Annotated in this window: 16 protein-coding genes and 1 pseudogene; 6 read left to right on the forward strand and 11 right to left on the reverse strand. The window is 46.6% G+C overall.

The features are described from left to right. The first annotated feature begins 197 nt into the window (after positions 1 to 197). Positions 198 to 1802 (forward strand): helicase HerA-like domain-containing protein, encoded by a 1605-nt coding sequence (locus tag ACN081_RS07390; RefSeq protein ID WP_419107402.1) that lies wholly within the window; start codon positions 198 to 200, stop codon positions 1800 to 1802. A gap of 105 nt (positions 1803 to 1907) precedes the next feature. On the opposite strand, the gene ACN081_RS07395 is transcribed toward ACN081_RS07390, so the two are convergent. Beyond that, a complete protein-coding gene (locus tag ACN081_RS07395) occupies positions 1908 to 3011 on the reverse strand; it encodes a PDZ domain-containing protein (RefSeq protein ID WP_419107403.1) in 1104 nt (367 codons plus the stop codon). A gap of 213 nt (positions 3012 to 3224) precedes the next feature. Here ACN081_RS07395 and ACN081_RS07400 point away from each other — a divergent pair, with 213 nt between their 5' ends. Next, positions 3225 to 4634: a zinc-dependent metalloprotease gene (locus ACN081_RS07400; RefSeq protein WP_419107404.1), complete on the forward strand. Its 1410-nt coding sequence runs from the start codon at positions 3225 to 3227 to the stop codon at positions 4632 to 4634. Between the two features lie 24 nt (positions 4635 to 4658). Here the strand turns inward: ACN081_RS07400 and ACN081_RS07405 are convergent, their stop codons facing one another. Together ACN081_RS07405 and ACN081_RS07410 are read right to left on the reverse strand one after the other, a co-directional pair. Continuing rightward, positions 4659 to 4865, reverse strand: coding sequence for a M48 family metallopeptidase (locus tag ACN081_RS07405; protein WP_419107405.1), 207 nt, complete (start codon positions 4863 to 4865; stop codon positions 4659 to 4661). Positions 4866 to 4913: 48 nt separating this feature from the next. Further along, entirely contained in the window at positions 4914 to 5828 is a 915-nt protein-coding gene (locus ACN081_RS07410) for a type II restriction endonuclease (protein WP_419107406.1), read from the reverse strand. 111 nt (positions 5829 to 5939) lie between these two features. Here ACN081_RS07410 and dcm point away from each other — a divergent pair, with 111 nt between their 5' ends. Beyond that, the gene (gene dcm, locus ACN081_RS07415; RefSeq protein WP_419107407.1) at positions 5940 to 7118 is read left to right on the forward strand and encodes a DNA (cytosine-5-)-methyltransferase; all 1179 of its coding nucleotides are present in this window, start codon (positions 5940 to 5942) and stop codon (positions 7116 to 7118) included. A 26-nt stretch (positions 7119 to 7144) separates the two neighbouring features. Here the strand turns inward: dcm and ACN081_RS07420 are convergent, their stop codons facing one another. Beyond that, positions 7145 to 8971 carry an ATP-dependent helicase gene (locus ACN081_RS07420; RefSeq protein WP_419107408.1) on the reverse strand — a complete coding sequence of 609 codons (1827 nt, stop codon included), beginning with the start codon at positions 8969 to 8971 and terminating at the stop codon, positions 7145 to 7147. A gap of 217 nt (positions 8972 to 9188) precedes the next feature. Between ACN081_RS07420 and ACN081_RS07425 the strand changes: the two genes are divergently transcribed. After that, a complete protein-coding gene (locus ACN081_RS07425; protein ID WP_419107409.1) occupies positions 9189 to 10160 on the forward strand; it encodes a phosphotransferase in 972 nt (323 codons plus the stop codon). Between the two features lie 74 nt (positions 10161 to 10234). Here the strand turns inward: ACN081_RS07425 and ACN081_RS07430 are convergent, their stop codons facing one another. From ACN081_RS07430 to ACN081_RS07440, 3 genes and pseudogenes are all read right to left on the reverse strand, one after another. Next, on the reverse strand, positions 10235 to 13819 hold the full coding sequence (locus ACN081_RS07430; protein ID WP_419107410.1) for an ATP-dependent helicase: 3585 nt from the start codon (positions 13817 to 13819) through the stop codon (positions 10235 to 10237). Positions 13820 to 13837: 18 nt separating this feature from the next. Then, positions 13838 to 16198: a PD-(D/E)XK nuclease family protein gene (locus ACN081_RS07435; RefSeq protein ID WP_419107429.1), complete on the reverse strand. Its 2361-nt coding sequence runs from the start codon at positions 16196 to 16198 to the stop codon at positions 13838 to 13840. Between the two features lie 78 nt (positions 16199 to 16276). Beyond that, positions 16277 to 17086: pseudogene (locus tag ACN081_RS07440) on the reverse strand (UvrD-helicase domain-containing protein); the annotation flags it as partial. A 227-nt stretch (positions 17087 to 17313) separates the two neighbouring features. Between ACN081_RS07440 and ACN081_RS07445 the strand changes: the two are divergent. Next, positions 17314 to 18000, forward strand: coding sequence for a 3'-5' exonuclease (locus ACN081_RS07445; protein ID WP_419103553.1), 687 nt, complete (start codon positions 17314 to 17316; stop codon positions 17998 to 18000). Positions 18001 to 18059: 59 nt separating this feature from the next. After that, positions 18060 to 19415 carry a threonine/serine ThrE exporter family protein gene (locus ACN081_RS07450; protein WP_419107411.1) on the forward strand — a complete coding sequence of 452 codons (1356 nt, stop codon included), beginning with the start codon at positions 18060 to 18062 and terminating at the stop codon, positions 19413 to 19415. 114 nt (positions 19416 to 19529) lie between these two features. Here ACN081_RS07450 and hemL read toward each other — a convergent pair whose 3' ends face one another. From hemL to hemC, 4 genes are read right to left on the reverse strand one after another with little or no spacing between them, the layout of a single operon-like run. Beyond that, positions 19530 to 20861, reverse strand: a complete 1332-nt coding sequence (gene hemL, locus ACN081_RS07455; protein ID WP_419107412.1) for a glutamate-1-semialdehyde 2,1-aminomutase — start codon at positions 20859 to 20861, stop codon at positions 19530 to 19532. Between the two features lie 55 nt (positions 20862 to 20916). Then, positions 20917 to 21915, reverse strand: coding sequence for a porphobilinogen synthase (hemB, locus tag ACN081_RS07460; RefSeq protein ID WP_419107413.1), 999 nt, complete (start codon positions 21913 to 21915; stop codon positions 20917 to 20919). A 52-nt stretch (positions 21916 to 21967) separates the two neighbouring features. Next, complete coding sequence (locus tag ACN081_RS07465) at positions 21968 to 22774, reverse strand: uroporphyrinogen-III synthase (RefSeq protein ID WP_419107414.1); 807 nt, start codon at positions 22772 to 22774, stop codon at positions 21968 to 21970. A 5-nt stretch (positions 22775 to 22779) separates the two neighbouring features. Continuing rightward, positions 22780 to 23739 (reverse strand): hydroxymethylbilane synthase, encoded by a 960-nt coding sequence (gene hemC / locus ACN081_RS07470; RefSeq protein WP_419107415.1) that lies wholly within the window; start codon positions 23737 to 23739, stop codon positions 22780 to 22782. Positions 23740 to 23741: the final 2 nt, after the last annotated feature.

Here is a 23741-nt window from a genome sequence, read left to right on the forward strand (position 1 = left end):
GCGTCGCGAATTCAGTTCGCCGGTCATAGGAGCTTTTCTTGCTATCAGCAGACAAGCTCAAAGGTATGTATCTATTGTGCCAAATAACAAGGGCCTTTGGTACGAGAACATCCCGTGATGACAGGTTTTACCTCTAACCTGAAAATACGCTGAATAGATGTGTTATATATGGTGGTTAATCCCGTTATACTGAAGCCATGTCTAATGATGCACAACAGCTTGAAGCAATTAAAAATGGATATTCCTTTGAAGGGAAAACCATCCCCTTAGGCGTAGCAACCTGCGACGGCGTGCCCGACCCAGAAGCAAAAGTCTCACTCCCCCTATCTATGATGAACCGGCACGGTCTCGTTGCCGGTGCCACAGGTACTGGAAAGACTAAGACTCTACAGGTTCTTGCAGAGCAGCTCAGCGCGCAGGGCGTGCCAGTATTCCTTGCTGACATGAAAGGTGACCTCTCTGGTTTAGCGGCGCCGGGAGAAAATAGTGAAAAGTTAGCTGCACGTTCGGCATCTCTGGGCCAACAATGGGAAGCAAAATCATTCCCCACAGAATTCTTCACACTCGGTGGCGAAGGTATTGGTGTCCCTATCCGAGCTACCGTTGAGTCCTTTGGCCCGATTCTGCTTTCGCGTGTTATGGACCTTAACTCCACTCAAGAGTCTGCACTACAGCTAATTTTCCATTACGCAGACCAGAAGAACCTAGAACTATATAACCTTGCTGACCTTCGTGCAGTGATTCAGTTTCTGTCCTCCCCCGAAGGCAAAGCAGAACTATCTGGTATCGGCGGCATCTCCAGTGCAACAGCTGGTGTCATTCTTCGTGAATTAGTCACGTTAGAAGCTGAAGGAATGGAAAAGTTCTTTGGCGAACCAGAGTTCGAACCTCAAGAATTCCTACGCACCGCAGCAGACGGGCGCGGTGTCATCAGCATCTTGGAATTAGCAGATGTGCAGGCTAATCCTAAACTATTCTCCACTTTCTTAATGTGGCTCCTTGCAGACTTGTTCTCAGAGTTGCCCGAAGTTGGCGATGTAGAGAAACCAAAACTTGTCTTCTTCCTTGACGAAGCGCACCTACTCTTTAATGGTGCCTCTAAAGCGTTTAAAGAAGCTATTACTCAAACGGTTCGACTCATTCGTTCCAAGGGTGTAGGTCTCTTCTTCATTACTCAAACACCTAAAGACCTCCCCGCAGAAGTACTAGGTCAGTTAGCCAACCGCGTGCAACATGCTCTACGTGCATTTACCCCAGATGATCAGAAAGCATTGACGGCTACCGCACGGACTTTCCCAAAGTCTGCCTACGATATGGAAGAAGCACTCACGAGTGCAGGAATTGGCGAAGCCTTGGTCACGGTCATGAGCGAAAAAGGTGCACCCTCACCGGTTGCAAAGACTAAGATTTTTGCGCCAGAATCACTCATGGCTCCTGCCCCCGAAGCTATCAGCTCAGTAGTTGCGGCAAGCTCATTGAACGACCGTTACGCAACCGTCGTGGATTCTTATTCTGCATACGAAAAACTTACTGAAACTCAGCAGAAGCAAGAAGAGCAAACGCTTAGTGCAGAACAGCAAAAAGAAGCTGAACGTTTAGCTAAAGAACAAGAAAAGCTTGAAAAAGAACGGGCCAAAGAAGCTGAGCGTATTGCGCGGGCAGAAGAACGTGAACGCCAAAAACGTAACGACGCAGCAATGCGTATCGGCACTAATATCGTCTCTACTCTAGGCCGTGAGCTGGTACGTTCTATCTTTGGAACCAAACGTTCTTCACGCCGTCGAGGTGGAGGATTCTTCTAAACCGCTAGATGCCTCTGAGAAGAGTTCTACATAAACAATAGGTGGTGTGCTCCAACATTCTTGTTAGGGCACACCACCTATTGTTTAACGACAAAGGCTAAAATCTTATGAATCGGTACATTGTCTAAAACTATCTGCAGGTTTTCCCGCCGCGATGCCTTCCACTGCATGTACTGCTTCATCTAGAGTTGATACAGCAACAACAGATAGACCGTCAGGGATATGACCGATTACTTCACCACAATTTTTTTCGGGTGCGATAAACGTTGTTGCTCCACTCTGACGAGCACCTACCATCTTTTGTGCGATACCACCAATTTCTCCAACATGACCTTGAGCGTCGATTGTTCCGGTACCAGCAAAATGTTTTCCACCGGTCAGATTCTTCTCCGTTAGTTCGTCAATAATTCCTAAAGCAAACATCATGCCGGCGCTAGGCCCGCCAACTTCTTCTAACCCATAATTCACTTTAAAAGGGAATTCATAAGTTGCACCAAGAAATAACCCCAGAATATATTTTTGCTTTTTTTCGTCATAGCTAGGTTTAAGAGAAAGATGTTCTTCTTTCCCTTCTCTTTCGATAACAGCATCAAGAGTCTTATCACCTGTTCTCGACAAAATCTCAGCAATCTGCTCATAATGCTCAATCTTCTGACCATTTAAAGAGATGAGAACATCACCAGGTTTAATAAGGTCACTATTGGGATTATCTTTAGTCAGTCGAGCTACCGTCATCTTTTCTTTAAACGGCTTCCCCAAATATTTGAGTGCTGCAGCCTGCGCAACCTCTTGAGAATTTGCCATATCAACAGTATTTTGTTCAGTCACTTCTTCACGAGTGAGCGTATGAGGATAGACCAAGTCACTAGGGAGAACTAAAGTATCTGGCATCAGCCACGTCGATAATACATGTACTGCAGAAATATCAGTGTTAGGTCCACCAGCAACAGACACAGTTGTCATATCTAGAGCACCCGTTACAGGGTATGTTTTTTCGCCCTCAATACTGATAAGTTGTTGATCTTTATATGAACCAATAGTGTTAAAGGTGGGGCCAGGCTCTTCCGTCACAAAATTGACAGGAACCCATAGCCCCAAGAAAGCAAGTCCAATCGTGGAGAACGCACATAGACTCTGAACAGAATCACGGCGTGACCTCTTATGAGAAGAAAAAGAAGCGAAGGAAAACATTTTTTCTCGGAACTGCATTGTTCTAGAGTACCCGTATTCTTCCTACCAACAGTGATATGACGCAAAGATTCACTGATTCTCAGCAGAGAGTCAGTTGTCTTTGAGTTAGCATAGAATTATGTCTCGCTTTGATATCTAACCCCCTAAAAACATCGCACCACCGATATTCCTTAGGTAACGTAGTATGCAGTAGAGATTGAACCCGTACTAACTCATTTTTGGGAGATGATGATGACTTCAAACAATAACCCGTGGGGAATGCCATCTGACGACGGCTCTAACCCTTTTGAAGAGTTCTTCAAAAAACTCTCAGAAAATGGTTTTCCAGGAGCACAAGGCAACCCAGCAGAATGGCCCCTTGACCCTGAACAGATGAAAAATATGGGGATTCCCATCGACCCCGCACAAATTGCGGCAGTCTTCTCAGGACTCACATCAATGTCTGCCGGGGCCTCAACAGACGAACCTGTCAACTGGGAACTAGCTAAAAGTCACGCTCATCAAGCCGTCTCTCAAGGGGAAGATCCAAAGCTCACAACGGCTCAGGAGTCTGCGGTAGCAGACGCGATTCAGCTTGCTCAACTATGGGTCGACCCCGCAACCGCTTTTAGCCCTACAGGGTACCCCACAGAATCATGGTCTAAAGCTGACTACGTCAATAACACCTTTGATATTTTCCAAGAAATTGCTGGCCCTATTGCCACCAGCCTTTCTGAAGCAATGAACCAGTCAATGTCAGAACAGCTCCCTGAAGAAATCAAACATCTTCTCGGCGGGCAAACGAATATTCTCTCTGGTGTTGGTGGCATGATGTTCGGCATCCAAGCTGGACAAGCCATCGGCAGACTTGCTCAAGAAGTCGTCTCCTCAACAGATGTTGGTCTGCCCATGGCAGAAGGACGTTCAGCATTACTGCCGTCAGCTATTAAAGACTTTGGCGATGGGTTAGAGATTCCACCGCAAGAAGTCATGATTTATCTTGCTGTACGCGAAGTTGCACTCACCAGATTGTATAAAGCAGCCAAGTGGCTTCGCGAAGATATTGTCGCTTTGATTAAACGTTATGCCCGCGGTATCCACGTTGATATTGAACGCATGCAACAAGAAGCAGAGCAGATTGACATTATGGATCAAGAAGCCTTACAAATTGCGTTCTCAAGCAATATCTTCACTCCTCAAAACACAGAAGACCAAAAACTTGCTCTAGAACGTTTAGAAATGCTCTTAGCGCTGGTCGAGGGTTGGGTTACCGTCGTCGCAGAAGATGCCACGAAGAACCTTCCGATGTCTTCTCAGCTAGCTGAGGTCATGAACCGTCGCCATGCAGTAGGTGGGCCAACAGAACATATTTTTGCAGCCCTTCTAGGTCTTGAACTACACCCGCGGAAGAATAGAGAAGCCGCACAATTTTGGCGTCACTACACCCAAGAACACGGTTTAGAAGCACGAGACCAGTTATGGGAAGCACCAGAGATGCTCCCCACCTTAGAAGAGCTAGATAACCCAGAAGCATACGCATCTCGTACGGCATTAGTGACCGCCAGCGAAGATGAGTTTGATGCTGCTTTAGAGAAGCTACTTTCTGGAGGGTACGACCAACCAGAAGATACCTCTGAAGATGACGATAAGCCACAAAATTAGCGGATTTATCCATAGGTAAAATGATTATTCATTTCTCGTAGCGAAGATTATTCCTGATAAGAACGCCGTTGCCTTCTCATAGTGGGGGTAACGGCGTTCTAGCATCCGGAAAGCAGGACTATGATTAGGCTCTACAAAATGGCATAGCTCATGGTGAATGACCTGATCTATTACATATTCGGGTGCACCTTGCAGTAAGTGAGAAATAGGAATTATATTTATTACGCACAAAACTCACCAATAATATAGGGGGGCAACATACACGTTGCCCCCCCTATATTATATTGAGAATTTTTCAATCCGGCGATTATAATATTCTTCCACGAAACTATGATTATGATGGCTTTTTAATTGTTTCTCAAGATTTATTTTATTTTGCCTTATAACATCCTGTGGATAGTTATAGTCATCCCATTTACTAGCGGTTTCTTTCAAAATATCTAAAAGGCGTTCAAACGTGATTACATTGTTATTAGTATTATAGTTTGTTTCTTTTACCGACCTTGTAGTTACAACTTGAATATTAGCCTCATCTAATGTCTCTATTACTTCTTGGCTAATAGATTCGTCCAAAGTAACTAAAAACATTTCTCTAGCACCCGTTCTACCCATTTCTTCAGGCACTTCTTGCCAACGCTCCCTTAACGTTGTTTTAGCACTAATCAAAACAGTATCACGTTTATAAATAGAATATTCGCTAGAACCAGGTGATACAATATCAACCATTTTTCCTAGATCTTTATCCTCGAAGAATTTTTTGCCAATATTTCCTTGACTATCCATTGGAATATCAGCACCAATTAGAATCAATTCTATAATTGCCTCAAATTCTTTCCCTGCCCTACTTCTACGACTTTGTGTATTGGAAAGATTAAGACTATAAATATGCATAGGAAATTTATCTACAAACCAAGAAATTGCTTCACTAGCGTCCATACCTTTAATGTCGTCTCTAGAGTAGAGGGAGGACAGCATTTTTGAAGTAAATTCTTGTTCCTTTTCTTGAAACTCATCCCAAGAGTTACTTCTAAGTTTTTCAATTACAGAACTAGCATTTTTTAAAAAATATTCTACAGACTGATTGGTTAACCCTAATTTTTCAAAATTCCTGTACACCAAGTCATAAGGCATATCTTCTTTAAAATACTTTTTCCTTTGAGTTTTTACAAAAATTTTATAGAGTTCTAATTCCACTTAACTTCTCACTTCACATATCCAGATTTTTTGATAATATTGTGTCAGAAAGAGGACACTTTGCCCTAATATTCACCCAATCATCAGACTGAGCCACTAGAGAACTATCCCATGAAATCTATGCTACTAGAAAAAAACAACTTAGATAATGACCCTTCCGCTCTCATAAAGAGTAAGCGGTCTCGCCTCAATATGACACAAAAAGAACTGGCAGACGCTATAGGTCTGCCTAAATTCGGAGACAGGACAATCAGGCGATGGGAAAACGGTGAGTGTAAACCTTCCAGTATAGAGTTAGACCACATACTCAACTTCCCAGAAGAAATTCCTTTTCAAAACCCTCCTGCCGCTGACTACACCATGATTGACCTTTTTGCGGGGATAGGTGGCACTCGTTTAGGATTCCAACTTACAGGCCGTACCAAATCTATTTTTAGCAGCGAAATAGATAAATTTGCAGCAAAAACCTACAAAGCCAACTATGGCGAAGCACCCTTTGGCGATATCACTAAAATTGCCGGAGACTCTATTCCTTCCCATGACATCTTAGTAGGAGGTTTCCCGTGTCAGGCTTTTAGCCAAGCAGGAAAAAAACTTGGATTTGAAGATACTAGGGGAACATTATTCTTTGAAGTTGCCCGCATTATCAAAGAAAAACGACCCAAAGCTTTCCTTCTCGAGAACGTTAAAAACTTAAAAGGCCATGATAAGGGTCGCACCTTTCAGACTATAGAGAACACTCTATGTAATCTAGGTTATGGAGTTTATAGCACTCTATTTAAAGCTAAAGATTTTGGCCTTCCACAAAATCGTGAACGCATTTATATTGTAGGGTTCGATAAAGAACAAATTGGTAACTTTAATGATTTTAGATTTCCAACTCCTTTATTTATTGAAACACGTCTTGGCAAAATCTTAGAAGATAATGTATCAGATAAATACACCATATCTGACAAGTTATGGCAAGGGCACCAAAGGCGAAAAGCTAAACACAAGGAAAACGGCAATGGGTTCGGCTGCTCGTTATTTGATGAAAATAGCCCTTATACGAATACTATCTCTGCTCGATATTATAAAGACGGTAGTGAAATATTAATCAAACAAGATGGTAAAAATCCTCGTAAATTAACTCCTCGAGAAGCTAGTAGACTTCAAGGATTCCCAGAAGAATTTATTATTCCTGTCAGTGATACACAAGCTTACAAGCAATTCGGTAATTCTGTAGCAGTTCCAGTTATTAATGCTATTGCTAAACAGATTTTAGAGGTACTAGATAATCAAACAGTATAAAATTTTATGTTTCTTCTAATACTCCCCTATTCAGGGACGGGAGCAATCGGCGCTAGGAACCGTGAACGGCGTCTATTTCCTCGTCCGCCCGGTGTTCGTGAACGAGACCAGCTCAACGTCAAGTAGCTTTTAGCACGTGTAATACCCACGTATAACAGACGGCGTTCTTCATCAATGTCGTCTGCATCTTGGGCATAGCTAATAGGCATAAGCCCCTCATTCATTCCAGCTAAGAATACAGCCTCCCATTCCAGTCCCTTTGCAGAGTGTAAGGATGCCAGAGTTACACCGTTGAGGATGGGGGCGTCTTGGTGTTCCATTCGTTGGTGTAGGCGTCCAACAAATTCTTGCAAAGTTAAATCAGGTAAATCGGGGTTCTGTTCTTGAGCTTTATGACGTTCACGTTCCATACGTTCAGCCATAGAAACAAGTGCTGCCAGTGATTCCCATTTTTGACGTACAGCACCCGAAGAGCTGGGTGCTTTAGGTGTATATCCTAGAGAATACAAAATATCGGAGACGTTCTGCATAACAGATCCACTTTCAGCAGAGCTTGCTGCTGAACGTAGTTGTACGTAGGCATTTTTTACTTCTGGACGAGAGAAGAACTGTTCGGCTCCGCGTAATTGATAGGGTACCCCCGCATCGTTGAAGGCTTGTTCAATAGTTGCAGATTGTGAGTTTGTTCTGAAAAGCACCGCAATCTCAGAGGGGGCAATCCCGTCTTTGGTGATGAGGTCTTGAACATCTTCAGCGATGCCTTGTGCTTCTTCTTCGTCGTCGTTGTATCCAAACCATTGTGGCTCTGGTCCTCGTGGTTTATGTGAGATGAGTTCTAGAGGTTCTGCCCACCGCCCAGGCGTTGCGTCGGGGAGGGCCCGTCGAGTTTTAAGCAAAGAGTTGGCAAGATGAACTACTTGTGGTGTTGAACGGTAGTCACGTACCAGTTTAACAATGTTTGCATGGGGGTATTTGTTACGAAATTCTAGAAGATATCGGCTGGTTGCTCCGGTAAAAGTGTAGATGGTCTGTGAAGCATCGCCCACAACGCAGAGGTCGTCTCTGTCTCCCAGCCAAGCATCTAGTAAGCGCTGTTGTAAAGGTGAAACGTCCTGATATTCATCGACGATAAAGTGCCGGTATTGTTTATGTACTTCTGCAGCAATGGATGGGTCGTCTTCGAGGATTCCAATGGTGAGGAGAAGAACATCTTCAAAGTCAATGATGTTGCGTTCATCTTTGAGTTCTTCATAGGCACGGAAGAGACGCACCATTGTTTGTTCGTCTAATCCGGCAGGTAGAGAGCGTCCTCTTATTACGGTGCTGAGAGTATCAGGAGTATGTAAGTTGACTTTTGCCCACTCAATTTCTGAGGCGAAATCTCTTAAAGCTGCCTTATCGGTGCTAAGTCGAAGGCGTTGTGCAGCTTCGCTAATGAGGGGTGCTTTATGGCTGATAAGGGTTGGTTCGGTTCCGCCAACAGCTCTTGGCCAGAAGTACCGGAGCTGTCGTAAAGCCGCAGAGTGAAAGGTTCGTGCTTGAACACCGTCAGCGCCTAATGCACGGAGACGAATACGCATTTCGTCAGCGGCTCGTGCGGTGAAGGTCAGCGCAAGAACGCGTTGAGGTACGTACCGTCCAATAGCTATACCATATGCGATACGGTGGGTGATGGCTCGGGTTTTACCTGTTCCAGCGCCAGCTAATACGCACATGGGTCCGTCAAGTTCGCTACCGACTCGACGTTGTTCGGGATCGAGGTTTTCAAGAATTTTTTGGGAATCAGGAGCACCGTATAGTACGTGTTGAGGGGTGCTAGCTGTCGATTCTGCAGAAAAGGGGAGAAAAGACATCGGGCTCCTGTGCGTTTTATCGTTATTGGATGGTGGGTTCTGTGTTCCAGTGTAGTTCAGTGTTTTGACAGTAGCTACTGTGAAGAAGCGCTGTTGTCATTCTTCGCTGTGGCATAGCTGATAGTTTTATAGAGTTTTCGTATAAAAGATGTCACTATTTTAGAGTATCTGGCGATGTTCGTTCGAGGTGTTGGCATTTCTCTTGTACTCTTGTGATGTGACTGTTACTCCCCTTCAACTTGCTGCTATTGTTTCTGCTGGCGTACCAGGTTTGTATCCTGTTGCGGCGTTACCTTCTGCCGACGATACGACAGACTTTGATTCAGCTATTATTATCGATTCTGCGGGTAAGCGCTGGCGTGTGCGTTCGCCGAAGAATCCCGAGGCAAGCGTTCGTCTTGAAGCTGAGCATGTCATCTTACAATCTTTTTCAGCAGGGCTCAGGGCACGTTTACCGTTTCTTGTACCAACCATCGTCGGGTCGGTTCTTGTTAACGGTATGCAAACATTCATTTATACTCATATCCCCGGTTCTCCGCACGATATTGATGAGTTGGCAGAGATTTCTTCTCATGCAAAAGAAGATACCGAAAACTTAGCGACCGCTTTAGGTCGTCTCATTGCCACTATTCATGTGATGCCTGAGACGATTATTGAGGACGCAAATCTTCCGGTGTATTCGGCGGAGCAGATACGAGAACGCCGTCGTGCAGAGTTGGATAGAGTTGAGGCTCTCAATAAGATTTCGCCTTTGCTCATTCAACGGTGGCGTGAACAAATTAATGATGATGCGATGTGGTCGTTTAGACCGCGTGTGATTCACGGCGATTTGAACGAAGATAATCTTGTGTTAGACCAGAAAAAAGTCACCGCAGTAACCGGCTGGTCTGAAGTGTGTGTTGGTGATCCGGCTCTTGACTTTTCATGGCTTTTAGGGTGTGAAGACCAACGGTTCTCTGAAGAAGTTCTCAATGTATATATTGAGCAGATGCCGCAGCTTCCAGATTCTGCGTTATCTTTACGAGCCCATCTTTATGCAGAGTTTGCGTTAGCACAATGGCTTCTACGAGCTGTAGAGCGTGAAGATGAGGAGATGTTCCAGCAGGCGTTAGAGCTTCTTCGCGAACTTGAGGATTCGCTTCTTGCCTCTGGCGAGTTGCGTCTTCTTAAGATTGCACCACCGCAATAAAAGTTCTGATACAAGCTGTGGGGTGCATACCATCGGTGGTATGCACCCCACAGTTTCTTATGAGAGATAGAACGTTAGTTGATGGTTCTATTCCATTTCTCACGGATAATTTTTTCTAGCTCATCTTCGGTTGCTAGTTTTTCTGGGCGGATAATGTCTCCTGTCGAAACATAGCAGAATGCTGTATCGATGTCCTCAAGATTAATATTGTGAAGTCGAGAGAAAGCAATACGGTATACAGCAAGCTGATAGTTAAGATGTGCGAGCTGTTTTGTAGTCGGAACTCGCCCTGTCTTCCAGTCTACTAATTCCCAGCGTACGCTACCGTCAGGTTGTTCATGCCTAAAAATTGCGTCGATTCTACCCCTGACAGAAGTACCTGCTAAAGGAGTTTCAAAAGGGTACTCTACAGCCCACGGTTTAGTGTTCGCCCAAGGGCTTGCAAGGAAGTTTTGTGTGAACTTCTCAAAATGAATAATTTCGTCATTCTCTTCTTCCGCGTATTCCTCATCAAATTCTAAGGTCGCCGGTTTCTCATAATAATTTTCAATCCATGAGTGGAAAAGATTTCCTTGGCGCGCTGAGATAGTCGGCCGCTGCGGTATTGGGCGCAAAGTATTGTCAAGGACCTTCTGCGGATCGTCAATGAGAGACACAACCGTTGACGTGTTCAGGTGTTGAGGGATGCCAAGAGGGTCTTCTTCCTCTTGACGTTGCAGAAGCGATAAAAGTAGCTTACTTTCTTCGCCCCATTGGCGGATAAGCGGGTTTTCACTATCAGATGCTTCAAGCGACGAGTGTTCTTCTATAGAGTTCGTTATTTCTTGGGCAGCATGCTCTACCCGTTGGCGGCGTGATGGTTTTGTATGTTGGTGTAGTTCTCGTATTTTTGGTTCGGGAGTTTCTTCGAGCTCTTCTAAAGAATCCCAGCTACATGTCACAGGTCCGTCGATGGGGTCAAACGGCCATAATGCGCTTAAAATTTTCTCTGATTGTGGGTTTGTTTTTTGTTCTTCAGGAACACTACTTGTAGAAAGAACCTCAAAAGCAAAATCTTCTGCCCCACCAGAGTGCCCTTCGGTCAGTCTGTACAACTCTTCCCAGAAGGTAGATACCTTATTTTTAGTTTTGTTACTGCCTTTCCATACCGCATGAGTCAGCATGAGTAGTGAGCGAGCGCGTGTTACCCCCACATAGGCGAGGCGACGTTCTTCAGTCGTGGTGTGTTCGAGAGTTTGCTCTTGATAAATCTCTAGTGATTCTTTGAGCTCTTTGGTATTTTCACATGCGCTAATCCACGGTGGCATAAAGTCGTTGTCTCCACGTAGCGGAGTAGGGAGTGAGTCGGAGCATTGTGTCCAGCGTTGGTCTTTTGTGATGGGGAAGTCCCCTTCACATAGTCCTGGAATATATACGTGGTCCCATTCGAGTCCTTTAGAGGCATGGACTGTCAAGAGTTGTACGGCTTCTCTGCTAGGAGGATCAACCATCATCTCTAGTCCAGATTCTTCTTGGGCTGCGGCTTCTAACCATGCTAAAAATCCGCTCACCATGCTGGTGCCACTGAGCCCAGCATAGAGTGAAATTTTTTGTGAGGTTGATGGTGATTCTTTCTCGGAGTTGTGAGGTTGTTCTTGTGTTGCTCGAAGACTTGCCCAAAGGCGCGGTGCGGTGAGCATATAGTTTGCCGCCGACTCGTAGAAAGCGTCGAGGTTACGCCGTGCATGGTGAGAGCTGGTATCTGGTTTGACAGCTAACTCAATGTCTAACAGTATTTTCTGTTCTATCTCGTATAGAAGTGTGGTGAGGTCTTCGTTCATGTATTGACGGAGCTCTGTTAGTTCTTCGGCGCAGCGTTGTAGGCGGTTAAGTCCTTCTGTACTCAGCTGACGGCCTTGAGCAGATACCCATTCTGCTGGAGGCAACGTTTCGATGGCTTCAATTAGTGAAGCGTCATCGGTGTTATCAAGGCATGCTCGAGAAAGTATTGATTCAACAGTGTTGAGGGGGCGTTCGTCTCCTTCACTGCCGGCAGGTGAGTGAGTCTCGTCCGAGGTCAGTTTTTCTCGGATGCCTTCTTTGATGGCGTGTTCACGACGGCGTGCTAGATGCCGTGCCCAGTCCCCTAACGCTAAGAGGTCGTGGGTGCCTAGACGCCAGCGTGCACCGCTGAGGATGCGCATGAGCGCGTCAGAACGCCCAGGGTCAGAGAGTACCCTCAAGTAGCAGACCATTTCGACGACTTCTGGGGTATCTAGCAGACCACCAAGACCCACCACCTGATATGGGATAGACAACGCTTCAAGTTCTTTGCGGATGGGTTCCATCATTGCCCGTTTTTTGCACAGAATTGCCATCGTTGGCATGCTGCCGTTGAGCGCAGAATATTCTGGTTTGTGGCGTTCTTCATAGATTTTTTGGGCGATAGCTTGGGCTTCTTCTTCGGTTGAGTTGTAGCCACCGAGGAGAACTTTTCCCGCTTCTGCGGTTGGACGTGGCTGAAGATGAGGAATAGGTTTGCCCAGAGGTTTTGCTCTCGACCAATCTGCAGGTTTTGATAAAGGTGTTGCGAGGGTATTAGCGCAGGTAAGAATCGAAACATCATTACGCCACGCTATTGTTAAGAATTTTGTGTCTTTGTTGGCTGTTGGAAAGTACTGGTAGAAGTTATAGAGCTGGCCGTCAGAAGCCCCACGGAAACCATAAATGGACTGTTTCGGGTCGCCCACGGCCATCACAGCATGTTCGTGTTGGGGGTCTGCCCTATGCCCAAAAAGATCTGAGAAAAGTTGCATTTGAGCGTGGGAGGTGTCTTGAAACTCGTCTAAGAGAACAACTTTATAGCGTTCTTGTTCAGTTTTTGACACCATTGGAAATTCTTTTGCAATACGCGCAGCTAAAGAGACAAGGTCCCCGTAATCCATCACTTGCATACGTTTTTTAACATTGCGGTATTCTTGGATGATGCCAGCATAAAAACGACGCTGTTGAAGACGTTTTAAAAGATTTCTTTGTTCACTAGAGATTCTGTTTCCGCTGATATTGCGTACTTTTTGTTCTTCGTCCTCACACCATTGTTGTAGACGTTCAGGTGTGACAAGATGTTCAGAACATTCACTGGCAAGAGTCAGCGCATCTTTAATGATGGTGCTTTTAGACATGAGGTCTTCTAAAGCAATCTCTGGTTGGAGGTGCTCCACAATCTGTGCCATCAGCTGCCAACTTTGAGCTTGACCTAAGAGCTGTGCATCTTGTTCTATGCCAAGGCGTAGACCATAGTCAGAGACAAGACTCTTCGCATATGAATGGTAGGTTGAGACAACAGGGTCGGTGATTTCTTCGTCTTGATCTGTTCTTTTGATGATGCCTTGATGACGTAGCTGATTCAGCGCGATACGCATACGTTCACGAAGCTCTCCAGCAGCTTTTCGGGTGAAGGTCACTCCCAAAATTTCTTCTGGCCTCACTTTTTGGTTCGCAACGAGCCAGATAACTCTATCGACCATGGTCGCGGTCTTCCCAGAGCCTGCACCCGCAATAACGAGACAAGGGCGTAAATCTGAGCGAATAATTTCAGACTGCTCAGGGGTGGGCGCTGGTTTGCCAAGCAGTTTGGCTATTTTTTCTGGGCTGAAGTCTTCTTGAGTTTTTTCCGTCATGTTTATCGTCTCTTTTCGTTATTGTGTCACTTGTCTACCACGAGCACATAACGGGCAGATTTCGGGAAGTTTGCATTGGATACCGTAGCCACTAGCTTGGGCTGAAGTATGGCGTGCCTGAAAATATTCTTGAGCGATAAGCTCTGCTGCTTGTTGAATGAGCTCTACTGCCCATAAATCTTCTTCTGTGAGAGGCTCTTGTTGCTGTTCACGGTAAGTTTTCGTGTCGGTACCTAACTGTATGAGGAAGGCACCGCCAGAGCGTGATGTAAGCCCGCTAAATCTCGCTTCGGGTGAGTCTTCCCCCTGAGCAAGTTTTTCACCGATACCAGCTTCTAAAGCAACTTGGTAAGCTGCAAGTTGTGGGTGACGAGGTATTTTCTCTTTCTGAGAGGGCGCAGTTCTCCCCGTTTTCAAATCGATGATGGCGTAGCGTCCAGTTTCTTGATTTTTCTCTAAACGGTCAATTCTGCCGACCAATAACGCGTCACGTGTTTTTCCTGGAACAAAAACTTTAAAACTGCCTTCAACATTACTCAATTCCCGCTGATGCTGGGATAGCTCAGCCACATAGGAGGCAAATTTTCGTACCATCTTTTGTGCTCGTTCATAGATTTTTTGAGTTTCCCAGGTATCAGGAAGATTCATTTTTTGGAAGGTCTGAGCAAGTTGTTCTTCCAAAACATAACCTGGCCCGTGAGGGTACTGTTCTGCAAGTTCGTGTACAACGTTTCCTAAAGAACGTGAAGCATCGGTAGCAGCTTCTGCACGTGATTCGGAAACGAACCATTCCAGCGGGGAACGGTGCACCGTCTCTAGTCGTGAAGGTGACATCGGAATAGGTGCCTCTTCTCCAAAGGCACTGCCTTGAGAGGAGAGAGGGCTCAGCCCCCACCAGCTATCAGGTGAGGCACCGGGCACAATATACCCGCGTGTTTGTCCTAGGTCGTTGAACTTGCGAAGAATCTGTATCGCGTGGTGAGCGGGTTCGGGGCTTTGCTCATATTGTTCTGCCCATTGACGTAACTCTGCCGCCAGCGCACGAAGAGTCATCGGACGTCGAACCTCAGTAGTTGTTCGTCCCTCATGAGAGCCTGGAACAACAAGGTCAAAAAACTCACTAGGAAATTCGTCTTCAGACATCACTGCTGTACACCGAACCTGTTTCTTCGCTCGTGAGAGCGCAGTGGCAAACATGCGTAGTTCATCGTGACGGGTTTGTCGCACACGATCAGTGGGAGTTATGTGTCGTGCAGCGTCTAACCCGATATCAAGAATATCGGTGAGTTTATGCGTCTCAAGTAGAGAACCGCGCACAGTAGTGTTCGGCCAGATACCTTCTTGTAATCCTGCAATGTAAACGTAGTCCCATTCACGTCCTGCAGCTAAAGCTGGAGTCAATATTTCAACGTGCCCTTGTACGCGTGTTGTTCGGGTCAGTGTGTCCATCGGAATGTCTTGAGCCATCATGTAGTTCAAGAATTGGAAGGCACTCGCACCAGGCATCTGCTCGGTATAACGTGAGGCAGCCTCGAAAAGACCAAGCATGGCATCTAAATCTCGGTGAGCACGTTGCGCGTTCAATCCTTCACCGTTTAATGATTCTTGACGCCAAGTGTGGGCAAGTTCTGAAGACTCCCATAACGCCCACAGAACGCTTTCAGCTGTTGCTCCTTCTTGTGAGAGTGCTTTGACACCGGCAGAGAGCACATGGTGGATACGGTGTACGGCACGGTCTGCTCCCCTAGCAGCGATATGAGGACGTTGGTAGAGCGCTTCAAGGAGCAGCTCATCGCTGGGGCGTGTTCCACCAGATTTTAGTTCTTCAGCGCGTAACTGTTGTCGTAGGCGACGCACGTCCATTGCGGTAGCGCCACCTAGGCGAGACTGTAATAACGACAAGATAATATCCGTAGATATTCCAGACTCACTAACAGGGTGGGCATCACTGTTGAGGTCCTGCTCTTGTTCGTATAGGTGTATCGCTATAGCTAATGCGTCAAGGAAGGGGCGTACTGCAGGTTCTTGACTCAGCACGTTAAGGGTGCGAGCGCTCGATACAGGGATGCCGTGGCTCATGAGGGTACGTTCAATACGTGCTATTGCGCCGGTGTTGCGCACAATAATGGCGCATTGGTGATAGGGGACGTTCTCATATAGGTGTTTTTCAAGAATCATCTGTGCTAACAGTCGATTTTCTTGTTGAACGTTCTGAACAAGATACCCATCCACAGCAGGTTCTTGTTGAGAGGTTTCTTCCGCTGTTGCGGTAGGCTCGGTAGCTAGTGCGCATTGTGGTTGACGGTCGTAGCGCATGTGGGCAACCGGCGGAATACGTTCTGTGACGGTGGAATAGGCACAAACAATATCTTTGGGCATCCTATGGGAGAGATTGAGAGATAGGGTCTCATAGTCGCCGAGGATACGAGGAAGCTCTTTTGCTTTATCGGGGCGAGCGCCACGGAAACCTTGAACCACAGTATCGGTGCATAAAGCGATAACTGTTTGGGGTGCTGGAGCTGGTGAGGTTTCAGGTGAACAGAGTGTTTCGAGTAGACGGTAGATGGAGGGTGTTGCCTCTTGGAAATCGTCGATGAGTAAGAGTTTGAAACGTTCGCGTTCTTCTGCGAGAAAGGTTGGGTTGCGGGTCAGAACCTGTTGAGCTTCATGGATGAGGGTTGCGGGGTCGAAGGCATTGGGCATCCGTAGACGACGAATCTGTTGGTATTCCTTATATAGTTGAGCGATTAGAGCCCATGTATGGATATTGAGCTGTTGGGCATAGTTTTCGATGTCTTGTGTGTCGATAGCGTATTCTGCAATGCGGTCGAAGAAGTCGCGTATTTCGTGGCGGAATCCTTCAGTGTGTACGGCCTCTTTAAGCTCTTGGGGCCAAATAATTATTTTTCCGTAACCTTGTGTGTGTCCTTGGAGCAGTTCTGAGATGATGACGTCTTGTTCTGGCCCTGAGATAAGTTTGGGTGATAGTTCTACCCCCGGTAGTAGGCCTTGGATTTGGGCGCGTCGTAAGATGTCGAAAGCATAGGACTGCCATGCGCGAGTTGGTACGGTTGAGAGGGTTCGTTGAGTGTGGTTGGCGATGAGTTCTCTCATTCTTGTAGCACTGGTACGGGAGGGCGTTAGGAACATCATGCCATCAGCTTCGGCACCAGAGTCAAGGTAGTTTTGGGCGTGTTCAAGGAGTTGGGTGGTTTTGCCCGTTCCTGCTGCACCAAGAATGATCCGTGGTGTGTTGCTCATCGTTTGGGTTCCTTCTTGCGTTGTTTATCGAGGTTTTAGTAATTAGCCTCTCCCCCATAAGTTTAACGATTTTTATGTTATAGGGGGAACGATGTATCTCAGAGGTTTAAAAGATGTCGATGCTCTGCGATATGTCTTGGGTGGAAGGAGTGTTATCACATTTGATAGCGGTAAGTCTCTGATACATGGGGTGGGGTTATTGGGCTTATCGAAAAAGCGATATAGTGTGGAGTATGACTTCTTGGCTAGATAATCCTCGGGCAACTTTTGATTTAGAAACGACGGGGGTTGATCCTCGTACGGCACGTATTGTGACGGCTTCTTTGGTTTTGGTGGGGGCAGATGGACAGGTTATTCGCGCTGGAGAGTGGTTAGCGAACCCTGGTATTGATATCCCAGCAGAGGCTTCAGCAGTTCACGGTATTAGCACTGAATATGCGCAAGAACATGGACAGGATGCTTCTACCGTCGTGTTTCAGGTGGCGTCTGCTCTGGGTTCTCTCTTTCATGATGGTATCCCCGTTATTGCTTTCAACGCTGCCTATGATTTTTCGGTATTGCATTATGAACTGCAACGGTATGGGTACCCAGAGTTGATGTGTGAGCCGGTGCTAGATCCTTATGTTTTGAATAAGCATTTTCATCAGTTTAAACGAGGCAAACGTACTCTAGAGGTACTCAGCGAAGAATATGGTGTGAACTTAGAGAATGCTCATACATCTAAGGATGATGCGATAGCAGCAGAACGCCTGCTCACGGCTATGGCAGCTTCTTTCCCCGACCTTGCCCAAGATGCGAGGTTCTTACATCAGCAGCAGATTCTGTGGGCGCAAGAGCAGGCTGCGGAGTTTCAAGAATATCTCAAGCGTCAAGGTAAGAATCAAGTCATTGATGGTTCGTGGCCTATACGCCATGGTTAGTTCGTTCTTGTGCGGAGCGTTTTCATAAATATTTTTACTCAATATATTTTCTAAGGTGCATGATGTCTGAGAATCTCTCTGCAGAGCCGCCCACTAATAGTATCTATCTAGGTTCTTCACGACGCCAACATCAATATCTTGTATCGCAGTCTGCTGTGGTGATGAAGCTTGGTTTGCTTATGTTGAAGTCGGGGGCTAGTGCTTTCCGTGTGAAAACTTCAATGGCACGTCTGGCAAGAGCTGTAGGTTTAGAGGAACATCATTCGCAGGTGACGTTTACGGAGCTCACCACAACTGCTTATGCTGCTGGTAATTTTCGTACCGAAATTGGTGAGCAGAGGGCGATGGGTATTAGCGCTTATCGTATTGATTTGCTCAGCGATTTTGTCTCGAACCTCCCTGAAAAGATTTCTCCTTTTGAAGCAGGTCAGGAGATTGATCGTATTGCACGATTGCCGCACCTATACCCTCAATGGTTGCTTTCTCTTGCTGCCGCTTTTGCATGTGCGGGATTTGCTTTTCTCAATAATGGTGGTGTTGTTGAGTGCAGTATTGTTTTCTTCTGTTCAGGTCTAGGACAATTATTACGTTCTTTTCTGCTCAGTAAAGAGGTTAATCACCTTGCGATATGGTTTTTATGTGGAGTGTTCTCTGCAGGAACATATATTTGCGCAGTTAGTGCGCTGACTGCTTTAGGGTTAACGTCTTCTGATCATCTTGTAGGTTTCATCTCTGCTATCTTGTTTTTAGTGCCGGGTTTCCCGCTGGTAACCGCGATGTTAGATTTAGCTCGTTTTGATTTTTCGGCGGCTATTGGACGTCTTACCTACGTGGGGTTGTTACTTGCAAGTGCTTCTTTTGCGGTGTGGATTCTTGCTTTTACGTTTGAGCTTCCTCTGCAAAAAGCTGTTCCCCTAGAGTTTTCGCCTATGACGTTATATTCGTTGCGAGTTGCGGCGTCTTTTATTGCAGCGTATGGGTTTGCAATGCTTTTCTCGGCAATGCCCACGAGCTGTTTATGGGCAGGAATTATTGCTGCTGTGGTGAACCCTCTTCGTATCCTTGCTACTGATGTGGGTTTGGCCCCGCAACTGGCAGTATTTACAGGTGCTCTTTTGGCAGCGACTCTTGCTGAAATTATCGCGCCGTTATATCACCGGAAGTATTCGCGTGTTTCGTTGTCTGTCCCAGCGGTTGTCACGATGGTTCCCGGGGTGACGTTCTATCGTTCCATGGCTCACCTCTCCGATGGTGATATTGCAGAAGCCGCGGTTGGGATGGTAGAGGTATGGTTATTATTCTTCGCCATTGGTATGGGGCTTGTATTTGCTCGTTTCCTCATGGATAAGAACTGGTTCTATAACCGAGATTTGCAAAAAGTTCGTCATTTTAATATTGACTATCATCTACGGTAAGGCGAATACGTTATCACCTATATAACATCAAAAAACCTTTGGGGTTGCATCCTCTGATGTGGAGGATACAACCCCAAAGGTTTTTTCAGTGAAGAGAACACTAAATAGTATTATTTATGCGGGTTGAGCCTGAGCAGCTTCTTCTAAGGCCTCAGGCAGTGCAGAAAGAATACGGTCCATAGCGGTGTCGTTATGTGAGGCAGATAAGAACCATGCTTCGAAAGCACTTGGTGGGAGGTACACCCCAGAGTTCAACATGCTATGGAAAAATGCCTGATAACGGAACGTTTCACTTGCTTTGATATCGTCATAATGATGTACGCCGTGCTCAGCTGTACCAAATGATAGAGAGAACAGGTTTCCGGCGCGTTGAATCGAGTAGTTTAAACCAAGTTTTCCGCCATAGGAGTGGATAGCTTTTTGAAGTTCTTCACTACGCTGATTAATAGTCTGGTAGACGTCTTCTGTTGCGGCTTTGAGCGTTGCGATGCCTGCAGCAAGAGAGATGGGATTACCAGAGAGCGTACCTGCCTGATAGACTGGCCCTAACGGGGCAAGGTACTCCATCACTTCTCGTTTACCACCCAATGCGGCAATGGGCATACCGCCACCAATAACTTTTCCGAAGGTAAAGATATCGGGAGCCCAGCCTCCCTCATCTTCTGTGGTGTATCCCCAATAGCCGGCAGAAGATACACGGAAACCTGTTAAGACTTCATCAAAAATGAGCAATGCACCATTCTCATGGGCAGTATCGTGTAAGAACCGGTTGAATCCGGCCTCGGGTGTTACCACACCCATATTGCACGGTGCTGCTTCGGTGATAATAGCCGCGATCTGTCCATGGTGCTGTTCAAAAGCACGTTGAACTGCTTGGGTATCGTTATAAGGGAGAACAATAGTTTCAGCTGCTGTTGCAGCTGTTACTCCTGCTGAACCGGGCATTGCTAAGGTTGCTACGCCAGAACCAGCTTCAGAGAGTAAAGCATCAACATGTCCGTGATAGCAACCAGCAAATTTAATGATTTTATCTCGTCCGGTATAACCGCGAGCTAGACGGATAGCCGTCATGGTTGCTTCGGTACCCGTAGACACCATACGTATCTGATCAATACTTCCTGGAATCACAGCGTTGATACGCTCAATAACAAGCTCAGCAAGTTCAGCTTCGGCTTCGGTAGAGGCACCAAAAGATAAACCGTGCTCTACAGCTTCGTGAACTGCCTCAACTACAGACGAATCGCGGTGTCCTAAAAGTGCAGGGCCCCAGCTCATCACAAGATCAACGTAGTTTCTGCCATCAGCATCGGTCAGATAAGGGCCTTGTGCTTCAACCATAAAGGGGGGTACACCGCCAACGGAGTTGAAGGCTCGAACCGGTGAGTTCACTCCCCCAGGGATGACAGCACGAGAACGGTTAAATAAGTCTTCGGAGATACTACTCATAGGTGAGAACTTTCTTCATATCTGTTGCGTAATGTTTTCTCTAGTCTACAAAACATTATGAAAGCCAAGAGGCTACTTCTGTTGCATAGTACGTCAAAATAATGTCAGCGCCGGCACGACGAATACCTGTCAACGATTCAAGAACAATCTTTTCACGGTCGACCCACCCTGCTGCAGCGGCAGCCTCAATCATGGCATATTCTCCAGAAACTTGATAGGCAACTACCGGCACCGGAGAGAAATCAGCGACTTCACGCACAATGTCAAGGTACGCCATCGCCGGTTTAACCATAACGAAATCTGCGCCCTCTTCAATATCTAGCCGTACTTCGTGTAGACCTTCACGACGGTTAGCTGGGTCTTGCTGATAGCTCTTACGGTCGCCTTCTAATGAAGAACCGACAGCATCACGGAAAGGACCAAAGAATGCTGAAGCGTATTTTGCCGAATACGCCATAATAGCGACGTCGTAGAACCCTTCTGCATCAAGCGCCTGACGAATTGCTTGTACTTGCCCGTCCATCATGCCCGATGGGCTCACAATATGTGCACCGGCACGAGCCTGAGCCAACGCCATCTGAGAATAAGCATGTACAGAGGCATCGTTATCGACAATCGGCTGACCGAACCGGTCTGTCGAAAGAGGCCCACAATGTCCATGGCTGGTGAACTCGTCAAGACAGGTATCCGCCATAATCGTAATGGTATCCCCAAAACGTTGACGAACCTGTGCAATAGCACGGTTTAAAATACCCTCCGGTAGCCATGCGTGAGTTCCATCTGCATCTTTGTCTTCTTCACGAGGAACACCGAAAAGATCAATACATTGAATCCCTGCTGATACGGCTTGTTCTACCTGTTCTAGCAGAGAATCTAACGTGTGCTGATATTGTCCAGGCATAGACGCGATAGGCTGAGGTTCCTCAATTCCATCTCGCACAAAGAGAACCTGAATGAGGTGCTCTGGGCGTAGTTGTGTTTCAGATACCAGTTTACGCAACGCAGGAGTTGCGCGTAGACGCCGTGGACGATACTGAAGGTTGAGTGCCGTCATAGGAGTTCTCCTCTCATAAAACATGTATTTTCTTTGCGTGATAACCAAAAAATTACAAAAAATAATGATGAACCGCTTCGCATAATCCGCCAGGGGTTGGAGCAGGCGCAATATAAACATCCAAACCTAAACGCTGCGCATGAGATGCGGTTGTTCTTCCCATCGCAATAAGAGGGGGAAAAGATACCGGAGATTCCTCACCGTAAATATAGGTGACGAGTTCTTCTAATAGAGAAGGAGCCGTTGCGATAACACCCGCATATTCTTGCCAACGCTCTCTCACCTGCCCCAAAGCAAAAGATTTTTCGGGTGCTCTCAACGGCGTTAACGGGTTTGTAGCGGGGTAAGGTTCCATATCGTAAAGAATCACCGTTTCTGTAGGTATATTCCGTGATGCTAGAACATGGTTGAGAGTCGGCCGTGACGTCTTTCCCAAAACACACAGAACAGGTTGATCGTCGTCATACGGAAGTTCTTGCCCCAAATGTTGGGCGTCCATCACCGAAGGAATGTAATCCACCACAACACCGTTATCAGCCAAAACTTGTGCCGTGGAGGCACCAACAGCAGCAACTTTTGTTGTTGCTAGTAATTGAGGCAACGTACGCTGAGATTCAACAGCATATTTTTTCAAAGAAAGCACAGCATTCGCGCTACTGATAAGAGCCCAAGAAAAGCCACCATGAGGCAGACGGCTCATGAGCTCACTATCTGGTGTATGAGCGACAGCTTGGCGGATAGGGACACAATCGACCTCTACCGGCGCTAAAGACGTATGAGACAAAAGCTCAACAAACGGTTGTGCTTGTTCAAACGAACGAGTGATGAGCAGCCGAGTAGAGGTCATTGCGTTGGCCATGGACACTAACTATTCAATCCGTTTAAACGGTCAGCGCCCATTTGCAGGAGGTCTTCTGCTACTTGAATACCAAGCTGTTCAGCTGCTTCTTGACTCAAAAGTACGGTTGCTGCATGATGTCTTAGCACCTGAGAACCATCAGCAGAAGCCACTACAGCATCAAGAATCAGCTGGTCTTGTTCATATCTCGCGTATGTTCCAATGGGCGAAGCACAACCTGCTTCTAGACGACGTAGCACAGCACGCTCAGCGATAACCGCGTAACGTGTTGGTAGGTGGTCTACGGTAACGACAGCTTGAGCTAGCTCAGTGTTGTTGTGGACGTCTTGTTCACGTATTTCTACAGCCAAGGCACCTTGCCCAGGGGCAGGAAGCACACGAGAAACGTCAAGATATTCAGAAATAGCAGATTCATAACCTAGCCGGTGCAAACCAGCAGCCGCAAGGATAACTGCATCGCAGTCCCCTACCGCTTCTGCATTGCCATAATGTTCTAGACCGGGGACTCGTGCAAGACGTGTGCCCACGTTACCTCGAATATCAACGATATTGATATCTGGGCGTAACGCCTTAATCTGGGCTGCTCGTCGAGGAGATCCAGTACCAACTTTTGCACCTTCTGGCAGTGTCTCTAAGGTGAGTCCATCGCGAGCGCATAGTGCGTCTCGTGGGTCTTCGCGCTCAGGAATTGCCGCAATGTTGAGTCCAGGGCAGGGCTGGGTGGGCAAATCTTTGAGGGAATGAACAGCCATGTCGACACTGCCGTCCAGTACTCGTTGTCTTAACGTTGCAGCGAATACACCGGTACCACCCATCTGTGAAAGCGGACCGGTCAGGATATCGCCTTCAGTTTTGACGGTTACTCGTTCGATGTTTTGGTTGCAGATACGTCCGATGGCGTCAGCAACCATACCTGTTTGAGTGAGTGCTAGCGCCGAGCCTCGGGTGCCAACGGTGTAGCCCATAG

This window comes from Rothia sp. P13129 (genome assembly GCF_048512865.1).
In the GTDB taxonomy this organism is placed as follows: Bacteria; Actinomycetota; Actinomycetes; order Actinomycetales; family Micrococcaceae; genus Rothia.